The organism is Sedimenticola selenatireducens, assembly GCF_963675335.2.
Lineage (GTDB): Bacteria > Pseudomonadota > Gammaproteobacteria > Chromatiales > Chromatiaceae > Sedimenticola > Sedimenticola selenatireducens.
Map to the genome: position 1 here is coordinate 83,032 of NZ_CAXXYC010000001.1, position 20,408 is coordinate 103,439.

At 60.9% G+C, this 20,408-nt stretch carries 20 protein-coding genes; 11 read left to right on the plus strand and 9 right to left on the minus strand.

The annotated features are described in order from the left end of the window. Positions 1-202: 202 nt before the first annotated feature. Positions 203-1,387: an acetyl-CoA C-acetyltransferase gene (locus ACHZBF_RS00425; protein WP_029133089.1), complete on the minus strand. Its 1,185-nt coding sequence runs from the start codon at positions 1,385-1,387 to the stop codon at positions 203-205. 219 nt (positions 1,388-1,606) lie between these two features. Between ACHZBF_RS00425 and ACHZBF_RS00430 the strand changes: the two genes are divergently transcribed. Further along, a complete protein-coding gene (locus tag ACHZBF_RS00430; RefSeq protein ID WP_321527371.1) occupies positions 1,607-2,521 on the plus strand; it encodes a poly(R)-hydroxyalkanoic acid synthase subunit PhaE in 915 nt (304 codons plus the stop codon). 1 nt (position 2,522) lies between these two features. Then, complete coding sequence (locus ACHZBF_RS00435; RefSeq protein WP_321527372.1) at positions 2,523-3,593, plus strand: class III poly(R)-hydroxyalkanoic acid synthase subunit PhaC; 1,071 nt, start codon at positions 2,523-2,525, stop codon at positions 3,591-3,593. Between the two features lie 336 nt (positions 3,594-3,929). Here the strand turns inward: ACHZBF_RS00435 and hisG are convergent, their stop codons facing one another. The 3 genes from hisG to ACHZBF_RS00450 all read right to left on the minus strand — a co-directional run bounded on the left by hisG (position 3,930) and on the right by ACHZBF_RS00450 (position 6,136). Beyond that, positions 3,930-4,808 carry an ATP phosphoribosyltransferase gene (gene hisG, locus ACHZBF_RS00440; protein ID WP_321527373.1) on the minus strand — a complete coding sequence of 293 codons (879 nt, stop codon included), beginning with the start codon at positions 4,806-4,808 and terminating at the stop codon, positions 3,930-3,932. A 247-nt stretch (positions 4,809-5,055) separates the two neighbouring features. Continuing rightward, positions 5,056-5,298 carry a YdcH family protein gene (locus tag ACHZBF_RS00445; protein WP_029133086.1) on the minus strand — a complete coding sequence of 81 codons (243 nt, stop codon included), beginning with the start codon at positions 5,296-5,298 and terminating at the stop codon, positions 5,056-5,058. Between the two features lie 145 nt (positions 5,299-5,443). Next, entirely contained in the window at positions 5,444-6,136 is a 693-nt protein-coding gene (locus ACHZBF_RS00450; RefSeq protein ID WP_321527374.1) for a ComF family protein, read from the minus strand. A 124-nt stretch (positions 6,137-6,260) separates the two neighbouring features. Here ACHZBF_RS00450 and bioB point away from each other — a divergent pair, with 124 nt between their 5' ends. From bioB to bioD, 5 genes are read left to right on the plus strand one after another with little or no spacing between them, the layout of a single operon-like run. Further along, a complete protein-coding gene (gene bioB / locus ACHZBF_RS00455; protein WP_051302109.1) occupies positions 6,261-7,277 on the plus strand; it encodes a biotin synthase BioB in 1,017 nt (338 codons plus the stop codon). A gap of 32 nt (positions 7,278-7,309) precedes the next feature. Then, positions 7,310-8,473: an 8-amino-7-oxononanoate synthase gene (gene bioF, locus ACHZBF_RS00460; protein WP_321527375.1), complete on the plus strand. Its 1,164-nt coding sequence runs from the start codon at positions 7,310-7,312 to the stop codon at positions 8,471-8,473. Further along, positions 8,470-9,246: a pimeloyl-ACP methyl ester esterase BioH gene (bioH, locus tag ACHZBF_RS00465; protein ID WP_321527376.1), complete on the plus strand. Its 777-nt coding sequence runs from the start codon at positions 8,470-8,472 to the stop codon at positions 9,244-9,246. Before bioF ends, bioH begins: the two co-directional genes overlap by 4 nt. Next, positions 9,239-10,129: a malonyl-ACP O-methyltransferase BioC gene (bioC, locus tag ACHZBF_RS00470; protein ID WP_321527377.1), complete on the plus strand. Its 891-nt coding sequence runs from the start codon at positions 9,239-9,241 to the stop codon at positions 10,127-10,129. The genes bioH and bioC overlap by 8 nt, the downstream gene beginning before the upstream one ends. A gap of 6 nt (positions 10,130-10,135) precedes the next feature. Further along, on the plus strand, positions 10,136-10,813 hold the full coding sequence (bioD, locus tag ACHZBF_RS00475) for a dethiobiotin synthase (protein WP_321527378.1): 678 nt from the start codon (positions 10,136-10,138) through the stop codon (positions 10,811-10,813). A 30-nt stretch (positions 10,814-10,843) separates the two neighbouring features. Here the strand turns inward: bioD and ACHZBF_RS00480 are convergent, their stop codons facing one another. After that, on the minus strand, positions 10,844-11,488 hold the full coding sequence (locus ACHZBF_RS00480; RefSeq protein ID WP_321527379.1) for a peroxiredoxin-like family protein: 645 nt from the start codon (positions 11,486-11,488) through the stop codon (positions 10,844-10,846). A gap of 97 nt (positions 11,489-11,585) precedes the next feature. Here ACHZBF_RS00480 and ACHZBF_RS00485 point away from each other — a divergent pair, with 97 nt between their 5' ends. From ACHZBF_RS00485 to ACHZBF_RS00500, 4 genes are all read left to right on the plus strand, one after another. Next, positions 11,586-12,176, plus strand: a complete 591-nt coding sequence (locus ACHZBF_RS00485) for a TetR/AcrR family transcriptional regulator (protein ID WP_321527380.1) — start codon at positions 11,586-11,588, stop codon at positions 12,174-12,176. Between the two features lie 16 nt (positions 12,177-12,192). Next, positions 12,193-12,792, plus strand: a complete 600-nt coding sequence (locus tag ACHZBF_RS00490) for an acyl carrier protein phosphodiesterase (protein WP_321527381.1) — start codon at positions 12,193-12,195, stop codon at positions 12,790-12,792. Continuing rightward, on the plus strand, positions 12,789-13,247 hold the full coding sequence (locus tag ACHZBF_RS00495; protein WP_273437910.1) for a YbaK/EbsC family protein: 459 nt from the start codon (positions 12,789-12,791) through the stop codon (positions 13,245-13,247). The genes ACHZBF_RS00490 and ACHZBF_RS00495 overlap by 4 nt, the downstream gene beginning before the upstream one ends. Before the next feature lie 218 nt (positions 13,248-13,465). Continuing rightward, complete coding sequence (locus ACHZBF_RS00500; protein ID WP_321527382.1) at positions 13,466-14,542, plus strand: 3-deoxy-7-phosphoheptulonate synthase; 1,077 nt, start codon at positions 13,466-13,468, stop codon at positions 14,540-14,542. A 503-nt stretch (positions 14,543-15,045) separates the two neighbouring features. Here the strand turns inward: ACHZBF_RS00500 and ACHZBF_RS00505 are convergent. The 4 genes from ACHZBF_RS00505 to ACHZBF_RS00520 all read right to left on the minus strand — a co-directional run bounded on the left by ACHZBF_RS00505 (position 15,046) and on the right by ACHZBF_RS00520 (position 20,407). Further along, positions 15,046-16,383, minus strand: a complete 1,338-nt coding sequence (locus ACHZBF_RS00505) for a class II 3-deoxy-7-phosphoheptulonate synthase (RefSeq protein WP_029133076.1) — start codon at positions 16,381-16,383, stop codon at positions 15,046-15,048. 84 nt (positions 16,384-16,467) lie between these two features. Next, positions 16,468-17,070, minus strand: a complete 603-nt coding sequence (locus ACHZBF_RS00510; protein WP_288107494.1) for an indolepyruvate oxidoreductase subunit beta — start codon at positions 17,068-17,070, stop codon at positions 16,468-16,470. A gap of 46 nt (positions 17,071-17,116) precedes the next feature. Next, on the minus strand, positions 17,117-19,015 hold the full coding sequence (locus ACHZBF_RS00515) for a thiamine pyrophosphate-dependent enzyme (RefSeq protein ID WP_335342932.1): 1,899 nt from the start codon (positions 19,013-19,015) through the stop codon (positions 17,117-17,119). Between the two features lie 90 nt (positions 19,016-19,105). Further along, positions 19,106-20,407, minus strand: a complete 1,302-nt coding sequence (locus ACHZBF_RS00520) for a phenylacetate--CoA ligase family protein (protein ID WP_029133072.1) — start codon at positions 20,405-20,407, stop codon at positions 19,106-19,108. Position 20,408 lies beyond the last annotated feature (1 nt).

Here is a 20,408-nt window from a genome sequence, read left to right on the forward strand (position 1 = left end):
CAACATGAAATTCCATCTGCAGTTACAGTTTACCCGGGAATATTGGCAAAGGGAAAACTCTTTGGTCTGTGTGGTTTGAAAAATAGCTGAGGGGATGCCCGTCACGACCGTTTAAATCATTCTCGGTGGGTGGGCAGGGAAGGGGAAAAAGCGGGGCTGACCTGGAGAGATCCCAGGTCAGCCCCGCAGTTCCAGCGATTTACTAGGCGCGTTCAACGGCCAGGGCTACACCCATACCGCCGCCGATACACAGGGTTGCCAGTCCCTTCTTGGCGTCACGTTTAGCCATTTCGTGCAGCAGGGAGACCAGGATTCTGGCGCCGGATGCACCGATCGGATGGCCCAACGCGATGGCGCCACCATTCACGTTGATCTTCTCCGCATCCCAGCCCAGCTCCTTGTTGACCGACATGGCCTGGGCGGCAAACGCCTCATTGGCTTCGACCAGATCCAGGTCGCTGACCGACCAGCCGGCTTTTTCCAGGCATTTGGTGGTAGCGGTGATCGGCCCGGTACCCATAATGGCGGGATCGACGCCGCTGGCGGCAAACGCCTTGATGCGCGCCATAGGGGTCAGTCCCAACTCCAGGGCCTTGCTCTCCTTCATGACGATCACCGCAGCGGCACCGTCATTAAGGCCTGAGGCGTTACCGGCGGTGACCGTGCCGTCACGATCGAAGGCGGGACGCAGTTTGCCCAGGGTCTCGGCGGTGGTGCCGTGGCGCGGAAATTCGTCACTGCTGAAAATGACCGGATCGCCCTTTCGTTGCGGGATCTCCAGCGGGATGATCTCGTCCTGGAAGCGATTGGCCTTCTGTGCGGCTTCGGCTTTCTGCTGTGAGGCGGCGGCGAACTGGTCCTGGGCCTCGCGGCTGAACTTGAACTTATTCGCAACATTCTCGGCGGTAACGCCCATGTGGTACTGGTTAAAGGCGTCCCACAGGCCGTCGACTATCATGCTGTCTTTCAGTTTCCAGTCGCCCATCATCTGGCCCTTGCGGGAGCCGGGTACCACGTGGGGGGCCAGGCTCATGTTCTCCTGGCCGCCAGCGATGACGATTTCCGAGTCGCCACAAGCTACCGCCTGCATGGCCAGATGCACGGCTTTCAGGCCGCTGCCGCACACCTTGTTGATGGTCATGGCGGGAACCTCTTGCGGCAGGCCGGCGCCCAGGGTGGCCTGGCGTGCAGGATTCTGTCCGCAGCCGGCAGTCAGCACCTGACCCAGGATCACTTCATCGATCTGCTCAGGTGAGAGTTTGGTGCGCTCCAGGAGACCGGCGATCACTTTGGCGCCCAGCTCACTGGCCGGGATGCCGGACAGGGTGCCGGAGAAGCTGCCGATAGCGGTTCTGCCTGCCGCGACGATTACGATGTTATCACTCATACGCATTACCTTTTGCTGTCATGGGCAGGGGGGGCCGCGAAATCCTGGTGCAGCCGACACCCCTTGGATGGTTGCGCCGGATGGCGCCCGGAGTATTCAGTTCTACTACATACGCTCCAGTGTAATGCAAATTGCTGCACCGCACTACACCGGTTTGCGTGCTAGTATGCAGCGTTGTAATGATAGTAGGGTTAATGGCTAATGGGAGACGGTGGCTTCTTGAACGATGACTGGCTCGAGGCTCAGCGTAACTACTGGGCTGAGTGGTCGGCGCGTGTCGGAAAGGAAGGTACCACAGGAGAAACCTCCGCCAATCCCTGGGAGCAGGCGCTCAATCAGTGGTGGCAGACCCTGGCACCCACCGCACCACTGCAGATCCAGGAGCTGCTGGAGAAGACGCTGGCCCAGGGTCGCCAACTGTTCCAGCTGGCCGAAAAGTTTGTCGAGGCTCAGAAAGGGCCGGAGGCTGGCTCGGACTGGCAGTCGGCGGTTCAGCAGACGTTCGGCGATCTGCGCGGGATTATCGCCGCTATTACCGGCACCATGAATCCGCTGCCGGAAGAGCTGCTGTCCGAGGCGACGATCGACGGTTCCCGTGACTATATGGAACGGCTGTTTGCCCTGCCTGGATTGGGCCTGGGACACCATGGTCAGACCCAGCAGCGGGAGATGATCTCGCGTCTGCTGCGTTATCAGAAGGCGCGCCAGGCCTATGAGGGGTTTTTGACCGATCTGGGTAATCGCTCAATCAGTCGATTGCAGGATGAGATAGCGAGTCTAGACGGGCAGGGAGCACGGATCGATTCTGCCCGTACGCTTTACGATGTCTGGGTGTCAGCCTGTGACGGCGTGTATACCGAACAGGCCATGACAGCGGAATACGTCAAGCTCTACGGGGAGCTGATCAACAGCCAGATGGCGGTCAAGCAGCAGATGCGTGACATGCTGGATGAGACCTTTACGGCCCTGGGTATGCCCACCACCCGGGCGGTACGTGCACTGGAACAGCGGGCGCACCAGGATCGGCAGGCCATCAAGGCACTACGGGCCGAAGTTGCTGCCATGCGGCAGGCCATGGTGCCGATAAAAAAACGACCCGGTACCCGGAAAAAAGCGGCCCCGGCGGAAAAATAGTATGGCGCCCATCGAGTTAAATCCGGAAAAACTGATTGAAGAGGTGGTGGATTACAGTCGCAAGCTGCAGGCGGGTGCCGAGCGTCTGTGCGCGACCGGTGGTGGTGGGACCGGGAGTTCTCCCCGCGAAGTGGTCTACCGCGAGGACAAGCTCACCCTGTACCGCTATCTGCCCGTCACGACTGCCCCTGCCACGCCCAATCCGGTGCCGTTGCTGATTGTCTACGCCCTGGTCAATCGTCCCTACATGGCAGATCTGCAGGCGGACCGTTCAACCATCAGGAACCTGCTGGAGTCGGGGCAGCCGGTCTATCTGATCGACTGGGGCTATCCGGACAGTGTCGACCGGTACCTGACCCTGGATGACTATATCAATGGCTATATCGACCGTTGTGTCGACCAGCTGCGGGCGCGGCATGAAGTTGATCAAATCAATCTGCTCGGCATCTGTCAGGGCGGGGCGATGAGTCTCTGTTATACCGCGCTGCACCAGCCGAAGATCCGCAATCTGGTGACCATGGTGACGCCGGTCGATTTCCATACCCCGGACAATATGTTGAGCGCCTGGGTCCAGCATCTGGATGTGGACTTGCTGGTGGATGTGCAGGGCAATATCCCGGGTGACTTCCTCAACTGGACCTTCCTGGCACTGAAGCCGTTTACACTGGCCGGCCAGAAGTACGTGCACCTGGTGGATATCCTGGAGGATGATGCTCAGGTGGAGACTTTTTTGCGCATGGAGCAGTGGATATTCGATAGCCCGGACCAGGCCGGCGAGACCTTCCGCCAGTTTATCAAACAGTTCTATCAGCAGAATGGACTGGTCAGGGGCGAGATCACCCTGGGTGAACAACTGGTGAAGCTGAAGGACATCACCTGCCCGGTACTGAATATCTACGGCGAACAGGATCATCTGGTGCCCCCGGCCGCTTCCCGGGCCCTGAAGGGGCTGACCGCGAGCAAGGACTACAGCGAACTGGCGTTTCCCGGCGGCCATATCGGCATCTATGTCAGCGGCAAGGCCCAGGCGCTGATTCCTTCCAACATCGGCCAGTGGCTGGATGCGCGCTGATCTGGAGAGCGGGAAATCAAGCCGCGAATGAACGAATACGCGCAAATATCGATAAAGCAGCAAGGGTAGGTTGGGATGAGCGGAGCGAACCCCAACGGACGGCGGCTCCATGTTAATGCCACATGTTGGGGTTCGCAGGCTCACCCTAACCTATTGGCTAAGGAGTGGAGCTGTAGGAGGCCCGCCCCGGGCCGAATTCGCGGCGAGGCGCCGCCCTATCCGGGGCGAATGCCGAAGCTAAAACAACTCCCGCACACAATTGGGACAGAATCGGTATAAACGGTTTCCGACCTTGGCTGAGCTTTGTGGGTAATCCGGCTGAGGCAAGCGCGGCAATCAAATCATCTTGCGCAGTTCGTACTCCAGGATTCCCTCGGCACCGGCCGCCTTCAGGCGCGGGATCAGGTCACGAACCTCACCGCTGTTAACCACGGTCTCTATTGCCAGCCACTCCTGGTCGTACAGATGACTGACGGTCGGGGCGTGCAGGCTGGGCAGCATGCCAACCACCAGCTCCAGCTGGTCCGCCGGCACGTTCATTTTCAGGGCCACCTTCTGGCGGGCGGTCAGCGCGGCCTGCAGCAGGGTGGCGATCTGTTCGATCTTCTCCCGCTTCCACGGGTCCTGCATCGCCTGTTTGTTGGCGATCAGGCGGGTCTCGGTGTGCAGTATGTCACAGACGATGCGCAGGCCGTGGGCCTTGATGGTGCTGCCGGTTTCGGTGATCTCCACCACCGCATCGACCAGTCCCTCCACCACCTTGGCCTCGGTTGCACCCCAGGAAAACTCCACCTGGGCTTGAATTCCCCGCTCTGCCAGATAGCGCTTGGTAAAGGAGACCAGTTCGGTGGAGATCTTCTTGCCCTGCAGGTCCTCGATGGATTGAATCGGTGACTCCTTGGGCACCACCAGCACCCAGCGGCAGGGCTGGTCGGAACTCTTGGAGTAGACCAGTTCACAGATCTCCTGCAGCTCATTTTCCGACTCGGTCTCGAGAATCCAGTCGTGTCCGGTGAGTCCCAGATCGAGCGTGCCGTTGGCGACATAGGGTGCCATCTCCTGGGAGCGCACCAGGGCGCAACTGATATCAGCGTCGTTGATGGACGGGAAGTAGTTGCGTGATCGGGGCGTGATATTCCAGCCGGCCTGTTTGAACAGGGAGAGGGTGGCGCTCTCCAGGCTACCCTTGGGGATACCGAGTTTCAGTTGTGACATAGGGCTCTTTATTTGGTCAGTGATGAAAAATGCGGGGGTGATTTTACCCGGTTATTGGGATGAATATCCATTCGGCTGACCGGCACTGACAACAGTGCCGGGGTGGAAACGCTCACGTTTATCCATCCAACACCATTCCGCGCGCCAACATGGCTGTCCTGGTGGGGCGAAAAGTGCAACGCATCCACCGGCTTTTCCCCGGTTCCGGAGCAGCCGGGGAAATGGATATTAATTTTTGTACGCCAGGTTATCTGTTGTCGCGCAGGTACTGGTAGATCTGGTCTTTCAATAGTGCCCGGGTCTTTTTCATCTCTTCCATTTCAAAATCATCAATCGGCTGATTGAGCTCTTCCAGGTTGCGGATCTCGTTGTCCAGGTTGTCGTGTTTCTCCACCAGTCCGGCAAATTGGACGTCGTTATGGCGAAGATTTCTGATGGTCTCCTCCAGGTTGGGAAATTCGTGGAGGATGTCGTGTGTTTCTCCGAGCATGGCTATCTCCTTGTGTCAGATATCGAGATGTCGTTGTGGGTTCGGTGTCTGGATACACCACTTATGATTATAGGGGGCGACGCCGGTCATAACATGATGCACGGCAACTGATTGACGTTACCGCTTGCCCGGTCAGTCCATCGGTTCAGGGGGTGCGTGCCACGGCCCAGACATCCACCCGTGCTATCCCCGCCCGCTTCAGGTGTCTGGCCAGTTCATTGACGGTACTGCCGGTGGTGACCACATCGTCCACCAGCGCGACATGGGTTGCCGGCAGCGGGCCGGTGACCTGGAAGGCGCCATGAATATTCCGTTTGCGTTGGCGTTTTTTCAGTTCGCTCTGAGGTTGGGTATGCAGAATCCTGCGACAGCTCCGAAAATCCAGCGGTATGCCAAAGTGGCGGCTTAGGGGTCTGGCCAGCTCCAGTGCCTGGTTGTAACCGCGCTGGCGCAAGCGGCTGGGATGCAGGGGAACCGGTATCAGCAGGTCGGGCATTGTGGCGTACTGCTCCAGATGCACTCGCAGCAGTCGGCTCAACAGGCGGCCATGGGGCAGTTTTGCGGAGAATTTAAACTGTCCGATCAGCCGGTCAATCGGTGTGGTGTAGAGAAATGGAATCAGGCTGCAATCAACGGCCGGGGGGTGCCTCAGGCAGTGGCCGCACACCGCTGCCCGGTTTGTCGTCAGCGGTAATCCGCACTGCCTGCATCCGTGGCTATTGTGTGGCAGCTCCTGCCAACAGCCTGCGCAGATACCGTCCGTCGCGGGGGCGCTACAGAGCTGACAGTAATCCGGATAGATCAGGGATAGTATATTATTAATACAATTGTAAACCATGCAAATCCGTTTTGGTTGACGAGCACTCCTGCTCCGGTATCATAGCGGGCTGGCCGGGTGTCTCCTGCCAGCGGTGCATTATCCACTATCCCCGTTACTACCGACAGAGTCCGAGATGAACGATATGACGACACGACACGACTGGAGCCTGGAAGAGATCGAGTCTCTGCTCAATTTGCCGTTTAATGACCTGATGTTTCAGGCGCAGGGTGTCCATCGTCAGCGCTTCGACCCCAACCGGGTGCAGGTGAGTACCCTGCTGAGTGTCAAGACCGGCGCCTGCTCCGAGGATTGTGGCTACTGCTCCCAGAGCGCCAAGCATGCCACCGACCTGGAGAAGGAGAAACTGCTGCCGCTGGATGAAGTGAAACGTGCGGCCCAGGAGGCGAAGGATAAGGGGGCGACCCGCTTCTGTATGGGTGCGGCCTGGCGCAATCCCACCGACAAGAATCTGCAGCGTGTGGTGGAGATGATACGCACCGTGCACGATATGGGCATGGAGACCTGCGTCACCCTGGGCATGCTGACCGAACAGCAGGCGCAAAGCCTCAAGGAAGCGGGTCTCGACTACTACAATCACAATCTGGATACCTCGCCGGAGTTCTACGGTAACGTGGTAACGACCCGTACCTACCAGGACCGGCTGGACACCCTGGCGCGGGTGCGCGATCTGGGGATCAACGTCTGCAGCGGCGGTATCCTTGGCATGGGCGAGTCGCGCCGTGACCGCGCCTCCATGCTGCGGGAGCTGGCAAATCTGCCGAAGCACCCGGAGTCGGTGCCGATCAACATGCTGGTGCAGGTGGAGGGGACGCCCCTGTATGGCACGGCCGCGCTGGATCCGTTCGAATTCATCCGCACCATTGCGGTAACCCGCATTCTGATGCCGCAGTCCTATGTGCGCCTGTCGGCCGGACGTACCGAGATGAGTGATGAAATGCAGGCGCTCTGCTTCATGGCCGGGGCCAACTCCATGTTCTACGGCGAACGGCTGTTGACCACGGACAACCCGGAAGCCGACGCCGATCGCAAGCTGTTTGAACGCCTTGGGCTCCATTTCGAGGAGACCCGGGAGTTGCAGGCCACCGAAAAGGAGTGTGACAGCAAGCGTAAGGTGCGCCTGGCGGCCGAGTTCTCCTGATCGCAGCCCTGTCACAAGACAACGCAATCCCCATGCGACCACTGGAACCGGAACTGGAGCGGCGCAGGGCCGAGCATCTCTACCGCAGACGCCGGGTGCTGGGCAGTGCCCAGGGGCCGCTGCTGCAGATGGACGGCAAGAGCCTGCTCAGCTTCTGCAGCAATGACTACCTGGGGCTGGCCAATCATCCCGATGTGATTGCCGCCCTGCAGCGCGGCGCCGGTCAGTACGGAGCCGGTAGCGGCTCGGCCCATCTGGTGTCGGGTCACAGCGCCGCCCATCACGCCCTGGAGGAGGAGCTGGCGGCCTTCGCCGGGCGGCCGCGCGCGCTGCTCTACTCCACCGGCTACATGGCCAACCAGGGGGTCATCACCGCCCTGCTGGGGCGTGGCGACACCCTCTACCAGGACCGGCTGAATCACGCCTCGCTGATCGATGGCGGGCTACTCAGCCGGGCCGAGCTGAAGCGCTATCCCCACAATGACCTGGCCGCCCTGGCTGCCCGCATGGCCTGCCAGAGCGGCGGTGACGCCCTGGTGGCGGTGGATGGTGTGTTCAGCATGGATGGCGACCTGGCCCCGTTGCCGGAACTGGCGCGAATTTGCCAGGAGCAGCAGGCCTGGCTGATGGTCGATGATGCCCACGGCATCGGCGTGCTGGGGCGAGATGGGCGGGGCAGCGTGGATCACTTTGGTCTGGATGACCAGGCGGTGCCGATTCTCATGGGTACCCTGGGCAAGGCGTTCGGTACCTTTGGCGCCTTTGTGGCCGGTTCCGAGGCCTTGATCGAGACCCTGATCCAGCAATCCCGCAGCTATATCTATACCACCGCGCTACCACCCGCCGTGGCGGAGGCGACCCGCGCCAGCCTGCGCCTGGTGCAGGCGGAGGAGTGGCGGCGTGAGCGGCTGCAGCAGCTGATCTCCCGCTTCCGGGAGGGGGCGGCCCAGCTGGGTCTTGCGTTAATGGCGTCGGAGACGGCCATCCAGCCGATCCTGGCCGGCAGTGCCGAACAGGCTGTTGCCTGGAGCCAGGCGCTGGAGGACCAGGGCCTGTTGGTGACTGCGATCCGCCCGCCCACCGTGCCGGAAGGGAGCGCCCGCCTGCGGGTGACCCTCTCGGCCAGCCACACGGTCGATCAGTTGGACCGGCTGCTGGAGGCGCTCGGGAAACTCAATCGGGAGATGGGCGTTTGAGGCTGTTCGTCGAGACAACCGGAGACGGGCCGGAACTGGTGCTGCTGCACGGCTGGGGCATGAATGCGGCGGTCTGGTCGCCGGTGGTTGCAGAGCTATCCCAGGCGTTTCGGGTCACCGTCATCGAGCTGCCGGGACACGGGGCGAGTGCTTACGACCCGGCCGCTTCGACCCTGGATGACTGGGTCACCGCCTGCCTGGCCGCAGCACCGGAACGGGCGGTGTGGATCGGCTGGTCGCTGGGCGGTCAGCTGGCCCAGCGGGCGGCCTTGCGGGATCCGCAACGGATCAGTGGCCTGGTGATGGTGACCGCCAGCCCCCGCTTTGTGGTTGGAGACGGCTGGCCTCACGCCATGGCGCTGGCCACCCTGACTCAGTTCGCCCGGGCGTTAAGGCGGGATCACCATCAGACCCTGGAGCGTTTTCTCTCCCTGCAGGTGCAGGGTGATGAGGCGGCCCGCGAGACCCTGCGCTTGCTGCGTCAGGACATCGCCCTGCGCCCCGAGGCCGATCCGCTGGCGCTGGAGCATGGCCTGGAGCTGCTGCGCACGGTGGACCTGCGGGCCGGGCTGGGGGATATCCGTTGCCCTACGCTGTGGCTGTTCGGCGAACGTGACACCCTGGTGCCGGCCGATCTCTGTGACGAACTGGAGCGGCTGATGCCGGCGGCCGAGATTCTGATCCTGCAGGGCTGCGCCCACGCCCCGTTTCTCTCCCACCCGCGACAGTGCCTGCGAGCGCTGAATCACTTCCTGGAACCGGACCATGCCTGACCGACAGCACCGCATCGACAAACAGCAGGCGCGCCTCGCCTTCTCCCGTGCCGCCGAACGCTACGACCAGGTGGCGGTGCTGCAGCGGGAGATCGGTCAACGCATGCTGGAGCGGCTGGAACTGGTGCGGCTGCAACCGCAGGTGATCCTGGATATCGGTGCCGGTACCGGGGTGGCCACCGCCGCCCTGGCGGCGCGCTATCGCAAATCCCGGGTACTGGCACTCGATTTTGCCTTCCCCATGCTGCTGCAGACGCGCAAGCGGGGTGGCTGGCTGCGTAAGCCGCGCTGTATCTGTGGCGACCTGGAGCAGTTGCCAGTGGCGGAACAGAGTGTTGATCTGATCTACTCCAATGCCGCCATCCAGTGGAGCAATGACCTGGATACCACTTTTGCCGAATTCCGTCGGGTATTGCGGCCGGGTGGGCTGCTGATGTTCACCACCTTCGGGCCGGACACCCTGAAAGAGCTGCGGGCGGCCTGGGCGGCCGTGGACAGCGGCGCCCATGTCAGTACCTTCATGGACATGCACGATGTGGGGGACGCCCTGCTGAGTGCCGGGCTGGCGGACCCGGTGATGGACGTGGATCGCATGACCCTCACCTACGAACGGGTCAGCGGGCTGATGAAAGATCTGAAGATCCTGGGTGCCCACAATGTCAACCATGATCGGCCAAGGGGTCTCACCGGCAAGGGACGCTTGCAGGCGATGCAGTCCGCCTACGAGGCGTTTCGCCGTGATCAGGACGGCCTGCTGCCGGCCAGCTATGAGGTGGTCTACGGCCACGCCTGGGCGCCCGAAGCGGGCCACCGCTCCAACGCCCCGTCCATTGCCCTGGACAGTATCGGCCGTGATCTGAATCGGGCCGGCCGGAGCGGCTGAACCGCTATGGCCAGCGGTTATTTCATCAGCGGTACCGACACCGACAGCGGCAAGACGGTTGTGACCCTGGGGTTGATGGCCCAGCTGCAATCCCGCGGGCTGCAGGTGCTGGGGATGAAGCCGGTGGCTGCGGGTGCCGAGCAGACCGATGCGGGTCTGAGAAACAGTGATGCCCTGCAACTGCAGGCGCAGGCCTCACGCGCCATTGCCTACGGGCAGATCAATCCCTACTGCTTTGAACCCCCGATTGCCCCCCATCTGGCGGCGGAGCGGGCGGGACAGACAATAGACTTTCTTGAGATCGGACGCTGTTTCAATCAACTGGCGATTGGCGCGGATCGGGTGCTGGTGGAGGGGGCCGGCGGCTGGCGGGTGCCGCTGGGCCCGGCGCAGAGCATCTCGGATCTGGCCGTGTTACTCGGATTGCCGGTTATCCTGGTGGTGGGGTTGCGACTGGGCTGTATCAATCATGCCCTGCTGAGTGCGGAGTCGATCCGGGCGTCCGGGGCCCGTCTGGCCGGCTGGATCGGCAACCAGGTGGATCCGGCCATGCAAGAACGGGACGCCAATATTGAAACCCTGAAACAGCGACTCGACATCCCCTGCCTGGGGCTGGTGCCCTGGCAGGTGCTACTGACCCCACAAGCGGTCAGCGACTGCCTGCAACTGCCGGCGGACTTTTGATCGACTCGGTAGCGTTGTTCGTATCCGTTGTCACAGCGCGCGCAGCACCTCGATAATCTCCGCCGGTTCCATGCGCCGGGTGTAGTCGGCATCGACAAAGGCATAGGCTATCTGTCCGTCCGGCCGGATCACGTAGGTAGCCGGCAGGGGCAATTCAAAGCGCTCATCGCCATTGTAGGCCGGCAGATCGGTGCCAAAGCTGGCGTAGATGGCGCGTATCGATTCCGGCAGCGTGAAGACCAGTCCAAACTGCCGTGATACCTGGTTGCCCAGGTCGCTCAATACCTCGAATTCAAGATCATGCCGCACGGTGGTCTCTGCCGCCTTGTCCGGCTTTTCCGGTGCAATGGCGACCAGTGAAGCGCCCAATGCTTCAATCTTTGGCAATTTCTCCTTCAGTGCGCGCAACTCCAGATTGCAGTAGGGGCACCAGCCGCCACGATAGATATTGACTACCACCGGGCCGCGACTGAGCAGATCGGTCAGGCGGATCTCCTCGCCACGGGCGTTGGGCAGGGTGAAATCCGGCGCCAGATCACCCGCTCCCAGGGCCTGGTTTTCTATCCCCGATGCCTTCAGGTCGGCGGTTGCCTGGGCCATGGTCTGAAGGATCTCCGGCGAGGCCTTGTTGATGGTGCTCTTTTTCTGTTCTTCAAGTTGCTGCTGTAGTCCCATGATGTGCTCCTGGTTGGATGGTGGCAGATTAGTTATTGATCGATCGTTCAATAATTATTAATTGAATGATCGCTCAATATCTTGTTAAAGTAAAGCCATGGCTCGTCCAATAGAATTTGATCGTGAAGCGGCGCTGGAGAAATCGATGCGGATTTTCTGGCGCTACGGCTACGCGAGTACCTCCATTCAGCGCCTCAGCGACCAACTGGCCCTGCACCCGGGCAGTCTGTACGGCGCCTTCAAAAATAAACGTCAGCTGTTCATGGAGGCCCTGGAGCTCTATTTCGAGCGCAGCAGCCAGTCGATTCGGCAAGCCCTGGAGAGTGGCGACAGCCCGCTACAGGGCATCCGCTGTTTCTTTGGCCAGCTACTGGATCAGATCGGGGATGAAAGCTCCATCAAGGGCTGCCTGATGATCAATACCGCCACCGAACTGGCGGAAGAGGCGGAGGACGAGGCGCTGGCCAGGCGCCTGGATGAGATGTTCCGCAGTCATGAGCGGCAGTTTCAGCATGCGTTGGTCGCTGCCCAGGCCAGCGGTGAGCTGGCGAAGGAGAAAGATCCGGCCGCCCTGGCGCGTTTTCTGTTGGTGGGTGTGCGGGGGTTGCGCCTCTATGGCCAGACCCGACCGCCTAGAAAGGAGCTAGAGAGCGTGGTGGAACAGCTGCTCTCTGTACTTTACCGTTGATCGGCCGGGTTGGGCGGTGAACTATCTTGCGCACCTGTTTCTGGCATCCGAGGATCCGGACGAACGACTCGGCAGTCTGATCGCCGACTTCACCCGCGGACGCCTGCAGACCCTGGCCAAGGACTATCCTCCAGGGGTGATGTGGGGGATCGCCCTGCACCGTCAGGTGGACCGCTTTACCGATGACAACCCCTGGGTCGTACAGAGCAGACGGCGTATAGCAGCCCCCTACCGGCGCTACAGCGGCATCATCCTTGATATACTGTACGACCATTTCCTCAGCAGTTACTGGTCTGAGTTCAGCGGGCAGGACCGGCAAAGTTTCATCCAGGATATTTACCGGCTCCTGGACCGGCGACGGAATGACCTGCCGGCACGACTGCGTGCTCTGGCGCCGCGCATGCAGCGGGAGGACTGGCTCGGTTCCTATGCGGAGTTTGAGGTGATCGGGCAGGTTTACCAGCGCATGTCTCAGCGCATGCGGCAACCAAACCGGCTGGCCGGGGCAATGGAAGAGGTGCGCCGGCACTATCCTGAACTGGCGCAGGATTTCAGGCAGTTCTTTCCGGAACTGATAGTGTTTGTACAACAACAGGAGCGGATGAATCGACCGTGATACCGGACAGAGTCAGTGACATCTTGAAAACCCACGGCCTCAAGGCACTGGAGTTCGAACCGGGCAGCACGCCCACCTCCGAGCTGGCGGCACAGCGTATTGGCGTGGCGGTGGGCCAGATAGCCAAATCGATGCTGTTCAAGGGCAAGAACGGCATGTTCTACCTGGCGGTCTGCCCGGGTGACCGGCGGGTCTGCAGCAAAAAGATGAAGAGCGAGACCGGCACCAAGGTGCGCATGGCCAGGGAGGATGAGACCGAGGCGGTGACCGGCTTTCGTCCCGGTGGCGTCTGTCCGTTCGGGGTCGAAGGGGTGGAGACGCTGCTGGATATCGGTCTGGCCGACTATCCACTGGTTTATCCGGCGGCGGGAAACGACGCCTCCGGTGTCCCGCTCACCTTTGAACAGCTGCAACAGGTCACCGGTGGCCGGGTGGTGGATGTGATGGAGCGCTGAATTCGCCGATTCGCCCCGCTGTGCGCTTCCCATGCAAGCGAGGCGATGGGGTGGATTTATACTGCAATCATGTCGCTCAACAACAGGCCAGACGCGACACTATAATGCCTTTCCAGGGTTTTTTGCTGCGACCGCAGCAGATTCTGCCGGCCAGAGGTGGCAAAAGGCCGGCGAATCTCCTATTCTTCAGAACCTTTTTTGTACAATCGAGCTCGAAAATGTTCAAAGACAGCCTGACAAATACCAATCTGCTGGCCGAGCGGGTACTGATCTCTCCCGTTGACCTGAAACGCCACCTGCCCCTGTCAGCCGAAGGGGAACGCCACGTCATCGAAGCGCGGCAGACCATCAAGCGGATCCTCAACAAGGAGGACCACCGCCTGCTGGTGGTGACCGGTCCCTGCTCCATCCATGATGTGGAAGCGGCCAAAGATTACGCCCTGCGGCTGAAAAAACTGCATGATGAGTTGGCGGATACCCTCTATATCGTGATGCGCATCTATTTTGAGAAGCCCAGAACCACCGTCGGCTGGAAGGGACTGATCAACGATCCGCGCATGGACGACAGTTTTCATATCGAGGAGGGGCTGCACAAGGCACGCGAGCTGCTGGTCTGGCTGGCTGAACTGGATCTGCCGGTAGCGACCGAGGCGCTGGATCCATTCAATCCCCAGTATCTGGGCGATCTCTTCTCCTGGGCGGCGATTGGCGCGCGCACCACCGAATCCCAGACCCATCGCGAGATGGCCTCCGGACTCTCCATGCCGGTCGGCTTTAAAAACGGCACCGATGGTGGACTGGCGGTGGCGATCAACGCCCTGGAGTCGGTCGCCAACCCCCACAGTTTTCTCGGTATTAACCAGAAAGGGCAGGTGACGGTGATCCAGACCAAGGGCAATGTCTGCGGACATGTGATCCTGCGCGGCGGCAATAGCGGGCCCAATTATGATTCAGTGAACGTGGCACTTTGTGAAGAGGCGTTGCGCAAGGCCGGACTGCCCGAAAACATCATGATCGACTGCAGTCACGGAAATTCCAGCAAGAAACCCGAGTTGCAGCCGCTGGTGGCGGAAAACGTGGTTAACCAGGTCGTCGAGGGTAACAGGTCGATCACCGGCCTGATGCTGGAGAGCAACCTGGAGTTCGGCAACCAGTCCATCCCGGCCGATCTCAGTGAGCTCAAATACGGTGTCTCGGTGACCGATGCCTGTATCGATTGGGAAACCAACGAGAAGCTGCTGCGGAGTATGGCGGCGAAGCTGAAGGATGTGTTGCCTGCCCGGCTCGAATCCTAGGGTGTCTTGCACTGGCAATCCAGACATCGGATTGTCATGGCAAAAAAAGAGGCCGCAAGGAGGTTGCGGCCTTAATCCAAAAGGAGGAGTTGATCAGGGCGATCGCGCTACTTCGATACTGCCTTTGGTCCATCACCCTGACCATGGACAGATTTGACCACGGAACAGCAACAGGCCGCATTGCGAATTCGCAACGCGGCCTGTTTTTTTGTCCAGGGATGGACTTATGCCGCGGACGACTCCAGGGATGGAGGAGGTAGAGCGAAGCAGGAAGCCAGAGCCGAGCACAGGGATGGCCGGGAGCGGCTTTGGGAAGAGATGGACTTATGCCGCGGAGAGGGCAGGCACGGGGACCTGCCCCTGCGGGGGCCCAATGGTCAGAGTGTAGGTAGGGATGAGCGGAGCGAATCCCAACAGCCGGTTTTACCCGATGCTAAATGTTGGGGTTCGCGGGCTCACCCCAACGTACAGATCATGAGTCGGACAGACTCGAAGGCCCGCCTTTATGTGCGCCCCAGTTTGCGGGTGATCGCCAGGGCCATCTCCAGCGCCTGTTCATAATTGAGGCGCGGGTCTACCTGGGTTTTGTAGGCCCGTTTCAGCCCCGCCTCATCCAGGCCACGGGCGCCACCGATACACTCGGTCACATCATCCCCGGTCAGTTCAAAGTGGACGCCGCCGAGGATGCTGCCCTCGCTCTGATGGATCGCAATCGCCTGCTCCAGTTCGCCGAGGATATTGTCAAAACGGCGGGTCTTGTAACCGCTCTGGGTCGATTCGGTGTTACCGTGCATCGGGTCGCTGACCCAGAGCACATGCCGCCCGGTCCGTTTGACTGCCTGGATCAGCTGCGGCAGGCCGTCGGCGATCTTGTCCACACCGAAGCGGTGGATAAACAGCAGCTTGCCCTCCTGGTTTTCCGGGTTCAGCCGTTCCACCAGTTCCTCGATCCATTGCGCCGACATACCGGGTCCTACCTTGACGCCGACCGGATTCTGGATGCCGCTGAAGTACTCGATATGGGCGTCGGTGGTGGCGGCGGTACGAAAACCTATCCAGGGCAGGTGGGTGGTCAGGTTGTAATAACCGCTACGGTTGGGAACCTGACGGGTCAGGGACTGCTCATAGTGCAGATGCAGGCCCTCGTGGCTGGTGAAAAACTGCACCCGGTTGAGTTCGCTGTTTCTGGCGCCACCCAGGGTCTCCATGAATTTGAGCGAGTGGGACAGCTCGGCCACCACCTGGTGGTATTCCTCGGCCAGCGGGGAGTGACTCATGAAATCCAGGTCCCAATTCTCCGGGTGGTGCAGGTCGGCAAAGCCACAGTCTGACAGGGCACGGATAAAATTCAGGGTCATGGCGGCCCGTCCATATCCGCGCAGCAGTCGAACCGGGTCAGGAATCCTGGCTTCCGGGGTAAACTCCGGGCCGTTGATCAGATCGCCCCGATAACTGGGCAGGGTAATACCGTCGATGGTCTCGGTATCTGCGGAGCGGGGCTTGGCGAACTGACCGGCAATTCGTCCGACCCGGATGACCGGTTTGTTCAGTCCGTGGATCAGCAGCAGGCTCATCTGCAGCAGGATTTTCAGTTTGTTGGTAACAATCTGGGCGTTGCAGTCACTGAAGTTTTCCGCGCAGTCGCCACCCTGCAGCAGGAACGCCTCGCCCCGGGCCGCTGCCGCCAGTTGACTCTTCAACGCCTCGACCTCCCAGGAGGTGACCAGGGGCGGCAGCAGCGAGAGCTGTTCCAGGGTGGCATCGAGCGCGTCCGCCGAGGGATAGTTGGCCTGCTGTTTGGCCGGTTTCTCCTGCCAGGATTTGGGGTGCCAATGATTCATCTATGTGACCCGGGGTTCAGGTGATTCGTTCTGTTGACAGATTGGCCGTGCCCGTTCCGGTGGCGCTTGATTGGCTTCAAACCGCTAGTTTTCCGCACTAGCCAGACGGCCCAGTTCGAAGGCCTTTTCATTAATCTCCACCAGCTCCGGCTTGCGGCCGCGAAAGCGATCGAGGATCTCGTTCTTCAGTGCCTCGGCCGGAAACGGCAGCAGTTCCGAGATGGCGCCGAGCATCACCGTGTTGACCAGTTTGAAATTGCCCAGTTCCCTGGCGATGGCACCGGCATCAAAGGCGTGATATTCGATACCGGTTTTGGCGATCTCGCCGATCGGATCTTCCGGATAGTCGTACAGTCCGAGACTCACCACCGGTGGCTCCTGGCGCGTGGTGTTGATCATGGCGACGCCGCTGGGACGCAGGTGGCTGCACCAGCGCAGCGCCTCGGCCGGCTCGAATCCCACCAGGATGTCCGCCTCACCGGGCGGAATGGCGGGAGACAACACCTGGGTGCCGAAGCGCACATGAGAGGTGACCACGCCGCCGCGCTGGGCCATGCCCGCCACCTCGGTCTTCTTCACATCGAAGCCTTGTGACAGGGCGGTCTGGGAGAGGACTTCCGCGGCGGTCATGACGCCCTGGCCGCCAATGCCGGCCACCAGGATATTGGTGATAGTATTTTCGCTCACAATAGGTTCTCGATTCTGATTCGTTAATTCTTTGATCGATTCCGGGTCACTGGCGAATGTAGTCGGCCAGTGGCAGGATGGCGTCCGGACCACAGGTCTTGGGACAGAGATTGCAGCCGGTGCAGGCGCCGCTCTCGATTTTGACAAAGGCCAGCTCCTTCTCGCTGCCGTTCGGTTTGACCACGGTTTCGCGCCGGGTCACCAGGATCGCCGGGCAGCCGATATCCAGGCAGTTGCCGCAGCCGGTGCACTTGTCGTCATCCACCGTCAGGGCCGGTTGGGCGCCGTAGTAGTCGATCAGTACGCAGGGCTGGTTGGTGATAATGACCGAGGGTTCGGCAATCTTCACTTCGTCGCGCAGTGCGGTAAACAGGGTCGGCAGTTCATAGGGATTCACCTCATGAATCCGCTCCGGTTTTACCCCCAGGGCCTCGCACAGCTTGCGGAAATCGACTTTCGTCGACTCCTTGCCGTGGATGTCGCGGCCACTGGCGGGGTTGTCCTGGCCGCCGGTCATGCCGACCGCGCGGTTGTCCAGCAGCAGGATGGTGACGTTGCCGTTGTTGTAGGTGATGTCGAGCAGTCCCTGCATGCCCATGTGCATGAAGGTGGAGTCACCAATCACCGCGATGATCTTCTTATCCTTGTCCGCCTCGACCCGGCCCTTGTCCAGACCGTGGGCGATACCCATGGAGGCACCCATGCAGACGGTGGTGTCCAGGGCATTCCAGGGGTGTCCGGCGCCCAGGGTGTAACAGCCGATATCGCCCGAGATGGTGGTGTTACGGATTTTTGACAGGCAGTAGTAGATACCCAGATGGGGGCAGGCCACGCACATGGTGGGCGGGCGCGGAAAGACGTTGATGCCGGTGGCCGGATCGATACGCGGCGCCGGCGGCTTGATCTCGATGGGTGCCTTGACCGGCGCGGTCTCCGGCACCGCCTCGCCCAGCAGTTCGGCAATGGCCGGACGCAGCACATTGGGTGACAGCTCGCCGATGCGGGGCAGGATCTCCTTGCCCAGTAAGGCAATCCCGGCGGCCTTCAATTCGGTCTCCAGGATCGGCTCCACCTCTTCCACCACCACCAACTGGTCCACCTGGCTGGCCAGTGCACGGATCTTGTCGAAGGGGACCGGATAGCTGAGGCCCAGCTTGACCAGCGGTGCATGCGGGAAGGCTTCCTTGACATGCATGTAGGTGGGGCCCGAAGTGATAAATCCGACGCGCTTGTCACTGCCGTCCATGATGATATTCAGGTTGCTGGATTCGCTGTGGCGCTGAATTTCGGCCTCGCGTTCAAACATCATCGGCAGGCGCTGTCTTGCCACGCCGGGGGTCATGATCAGGCGGCCGGGGTCCTTGACGAAGCCCTGGGCATTTTCATGCTCACGGCGTTCCCCGAAGTTGACCACGCCCTTGACGTGGCAGATCCGGGTGGTCAGGCGCAGGATCACCGGGGTATTGAACTTTTCGGAGAGCTCGAATGCCCGCTGGGTATACTCGTAGGCCTCCTGGGCGTCGGCCGGCTCCAGCAAAGGCACATGGGCAAAGCGGCCCCAGAAGCGGGAGTCCTGCTCATTCTGAGAGGAGGAGAGGCCGACGTCATCGGCCACGGCGATCACCAGGCCGGCACCGACCCCTGCCAGGGTCTGGCTCATCAGGGCATCGGAGGCGACATTCAGGCCCACATGCTTCATGGCGCAGAACGCCCGGCTGCCGGCCAAAGAGGCGCCGATGGCGACCTCCAGGGAGACCTTTTCGTTCACCGACCACTCGGTGTACATCTCCGGGTAGTGGGCGGCAAACTCCAGGATTTCGGTTGACGGGGTACCGGGATAGGCGGCCGCGAGATTACAGCCGGCCTCCCAGGCGCCGCGTGCCACGGCTTCGTTTCCCGACATGAAACGCCGGTTGGAACCGGCCAATGGGGGGACAGCACTCACAATGTTCACCTCTAACGCTTGAAACAATAGGGGCTGCCATATCAGCCAGCCCCCAGAAATCGCTCTATCCTACTACAAAGCAGGATGAATTCACTTTTTTCGGTGGTCGATCACCCGCACCGCCTTGCCCTCGGAGCGGGGTACCTCGCCCACGTCCTTGATCACCACCTTACAGGAGACGCCGATAAAGTCCTTGATGTCACGCACTACCTTCGCCGCGGTGCGGTCCCTGGCCTCCTGCGGCTGCTCCATCAGCGGCGGACTGCCCTCCACGTTGACCACCATGGTATCCATGCTGCCCTCGCGGAACAGCTCGATCTGATAGAAGGGCGAGAGGGTTTCGCTCTGCATCAACACCGCCTCGACCTGGGTGGGGTAGACGTTGACACCGCGGATGATCAGCATGTCGTCGCTGCGTCCGGTGATGCGTTGCATGCGCACATGGGTGCGGCCGCACTTGCAGGGGGCCTTGTCCAGTACCGAGATGTCCCGCGTGCGGTAACGGATGATCGGAAACGCCTCCTTGGTCAGGGAGGTGAAGACGATCTCGCCCTCTTCGCCATAAGGCACTGCCTTGCCGGTATTCACGTCTACGCATTCCACCAGGAAGTGATCTTCCCAGATGTGCAGGCCGTTCTTCGCCTCGATACATTCGTTGCCGACGCCGGGGCCCATCACCTCGGAGAGACCATAGATGTCGACACAGTCGATGCCCAGGCGGGACTCCAGTTCGTAGCGCATCTCCTCGGTCCAGGGCTCGGCACCGTGGACACCCACCCGCAGCGGCAGCTTGCGGATATTGATCCCCATCTCTTCGGCGGCTTCGGCGAGGTTCAGAGCGTAGGAGGGGGTGCAGCTGATGGCGGTGGGGGCAAAATCCTGCAGCAGCATGAGCTGCTTCTGGGTCTGTCCGCCGGACATCGGGGTGACCATGACGCCCAGCTCCTCACCGCCGTAGTGCAGTCCCAGGCCGCCGGTAAACAGCCCGTAGCCGTAGGCGTTGTGCAATCGGTCACCCGGATGCAGGCCGGCGGCGGAGAGGCAGCGTGCCACCAGTTGTCCCCAGGTGCGGATGTCCCGTTTGGTGTAACCCACCACGGTGGGCTTGCCGGTGGTGCCGGAGGAGGCATGCACCCGCACCACCTGTTCGGTGGGTACGGCAAACAGTCCGAACGGATAGTTCTCCCGCAGATGTTCTTTCTTGGTGAAGGGCAGGTGACGGATGTCACCGAGCTGCTGGATGTGCTCGGGTTTCACCCCCAGCTCGTCCATCGCATTCCGATAAAACTTAACCGTGTGGTAGCAGCGCTCCACCGTGGCTTTCAGGCGTCTGAGCTGAAGCGCCTCCAGCTCTTCCCTTGGCATGGTCTCGAAATCGGAATGCAGTATCATT

Excerpts from the sequence above, each read along its gene's own strand:
- ACHZBF_RS00425 (WP_029133089.1), bottom strand. The coding sequence starts at position 1,387 with ATGAGTGATAACATCGTAATCGTCGCGGCAGGCAGAACCGCTATCGGC.
- ACHZBF_RS00435 (WP_321527372.1), top strand. The coding sequence starts at position 2,523 with ATGGCGCCCATCGAGTTAAATCCGGAAAAACTGATTGAAGAGGTGGTG.
- hisG (WP_321527373.1), bottom strand. The coding sequence starts at position 4,808 with ATGTCACAACTGAAACTCGGTATCCCCAAGGGTAGCCTGGAGAGCGCC.
- ACHZBF_RS00445 (WP_029133086.1), bottom strand. The coding sequence starts at position 5,298 with ATGCTCGGAGAAACACACGACATCCTCCACGAATTTCCCAACCTGGAG.
- ACHZBF_RS00450 (WP_321527374.1), bottom strand. The coding sequence starts at position 6,136 with ATGGTTTACAATTGTATTAATAATATACTATCCCTGATCTATCCGGAT.
- bioB (WP_051302109.1), top strand. The coding sequence starts at position 6,261 with ATGACGACACGACACGACTGGAGCCTGGAAGAGATCGAGTCTCTGCTC.
- bioF (WP_321527375.1), top strand. The coding sequence starts at position 7,310 with ATGCGACCACTGGAACCGGAACTGGAGCGGCGCAGGGCCGAGCATCTC.
- bioC (WP_321527377.1), top strand. The coding sequence starts at position 9,239 with ATGCCTGACCGACAGCACCGCATCGACAAACAGCAGGCGCGCCTCGCC.
- bioD (WP_321527378.1), top strand. The coding sequence starts at position 10,136 with ATGGCCAGCGGTTATTTCATCAGCGGTACCGACACCGACAGCGGCAAG.
- ACHZBF_RS00480 (WP_321527379.1), bottom strand. The coding sequence starts at position 11,488 with ATGGGACTACAGCAGCAACTTGAAGAACAGAAAAAGAGCACCATCAAC.
- ACHZBF_RS00485 (WP_321527380.1), top strand. The coding sequence starts at position 11,586 with ATGGCTCGTCCAATAGAATTTGATCGTGAAGCGGCGCTGGAGAAATCG.
- ACHZBF_RS00500 (WP_321527382.1), top strand. The coding sequence starts at position 13,466 with ATGTTCAAAGACAGCCTGACAAATACCAATCTGCTGGCCGAGCGGGTA.
- ACHZBF_RS00505 (WP_029133076.1), bottom strand. The coding sequence starts at position 16,383 with ATGAATCATTGGCACCCCAAATCCTGGCAGGAGAAACCGGCCAAACAG.
- ACHZBF_RS00520 (WP_029133072.1), bottom strand. The coding sequence starts at position 20,407 with ATGATACTGCATTCCGATTTCGAGACCATGCCAAGGGAAGAGCTGGAG.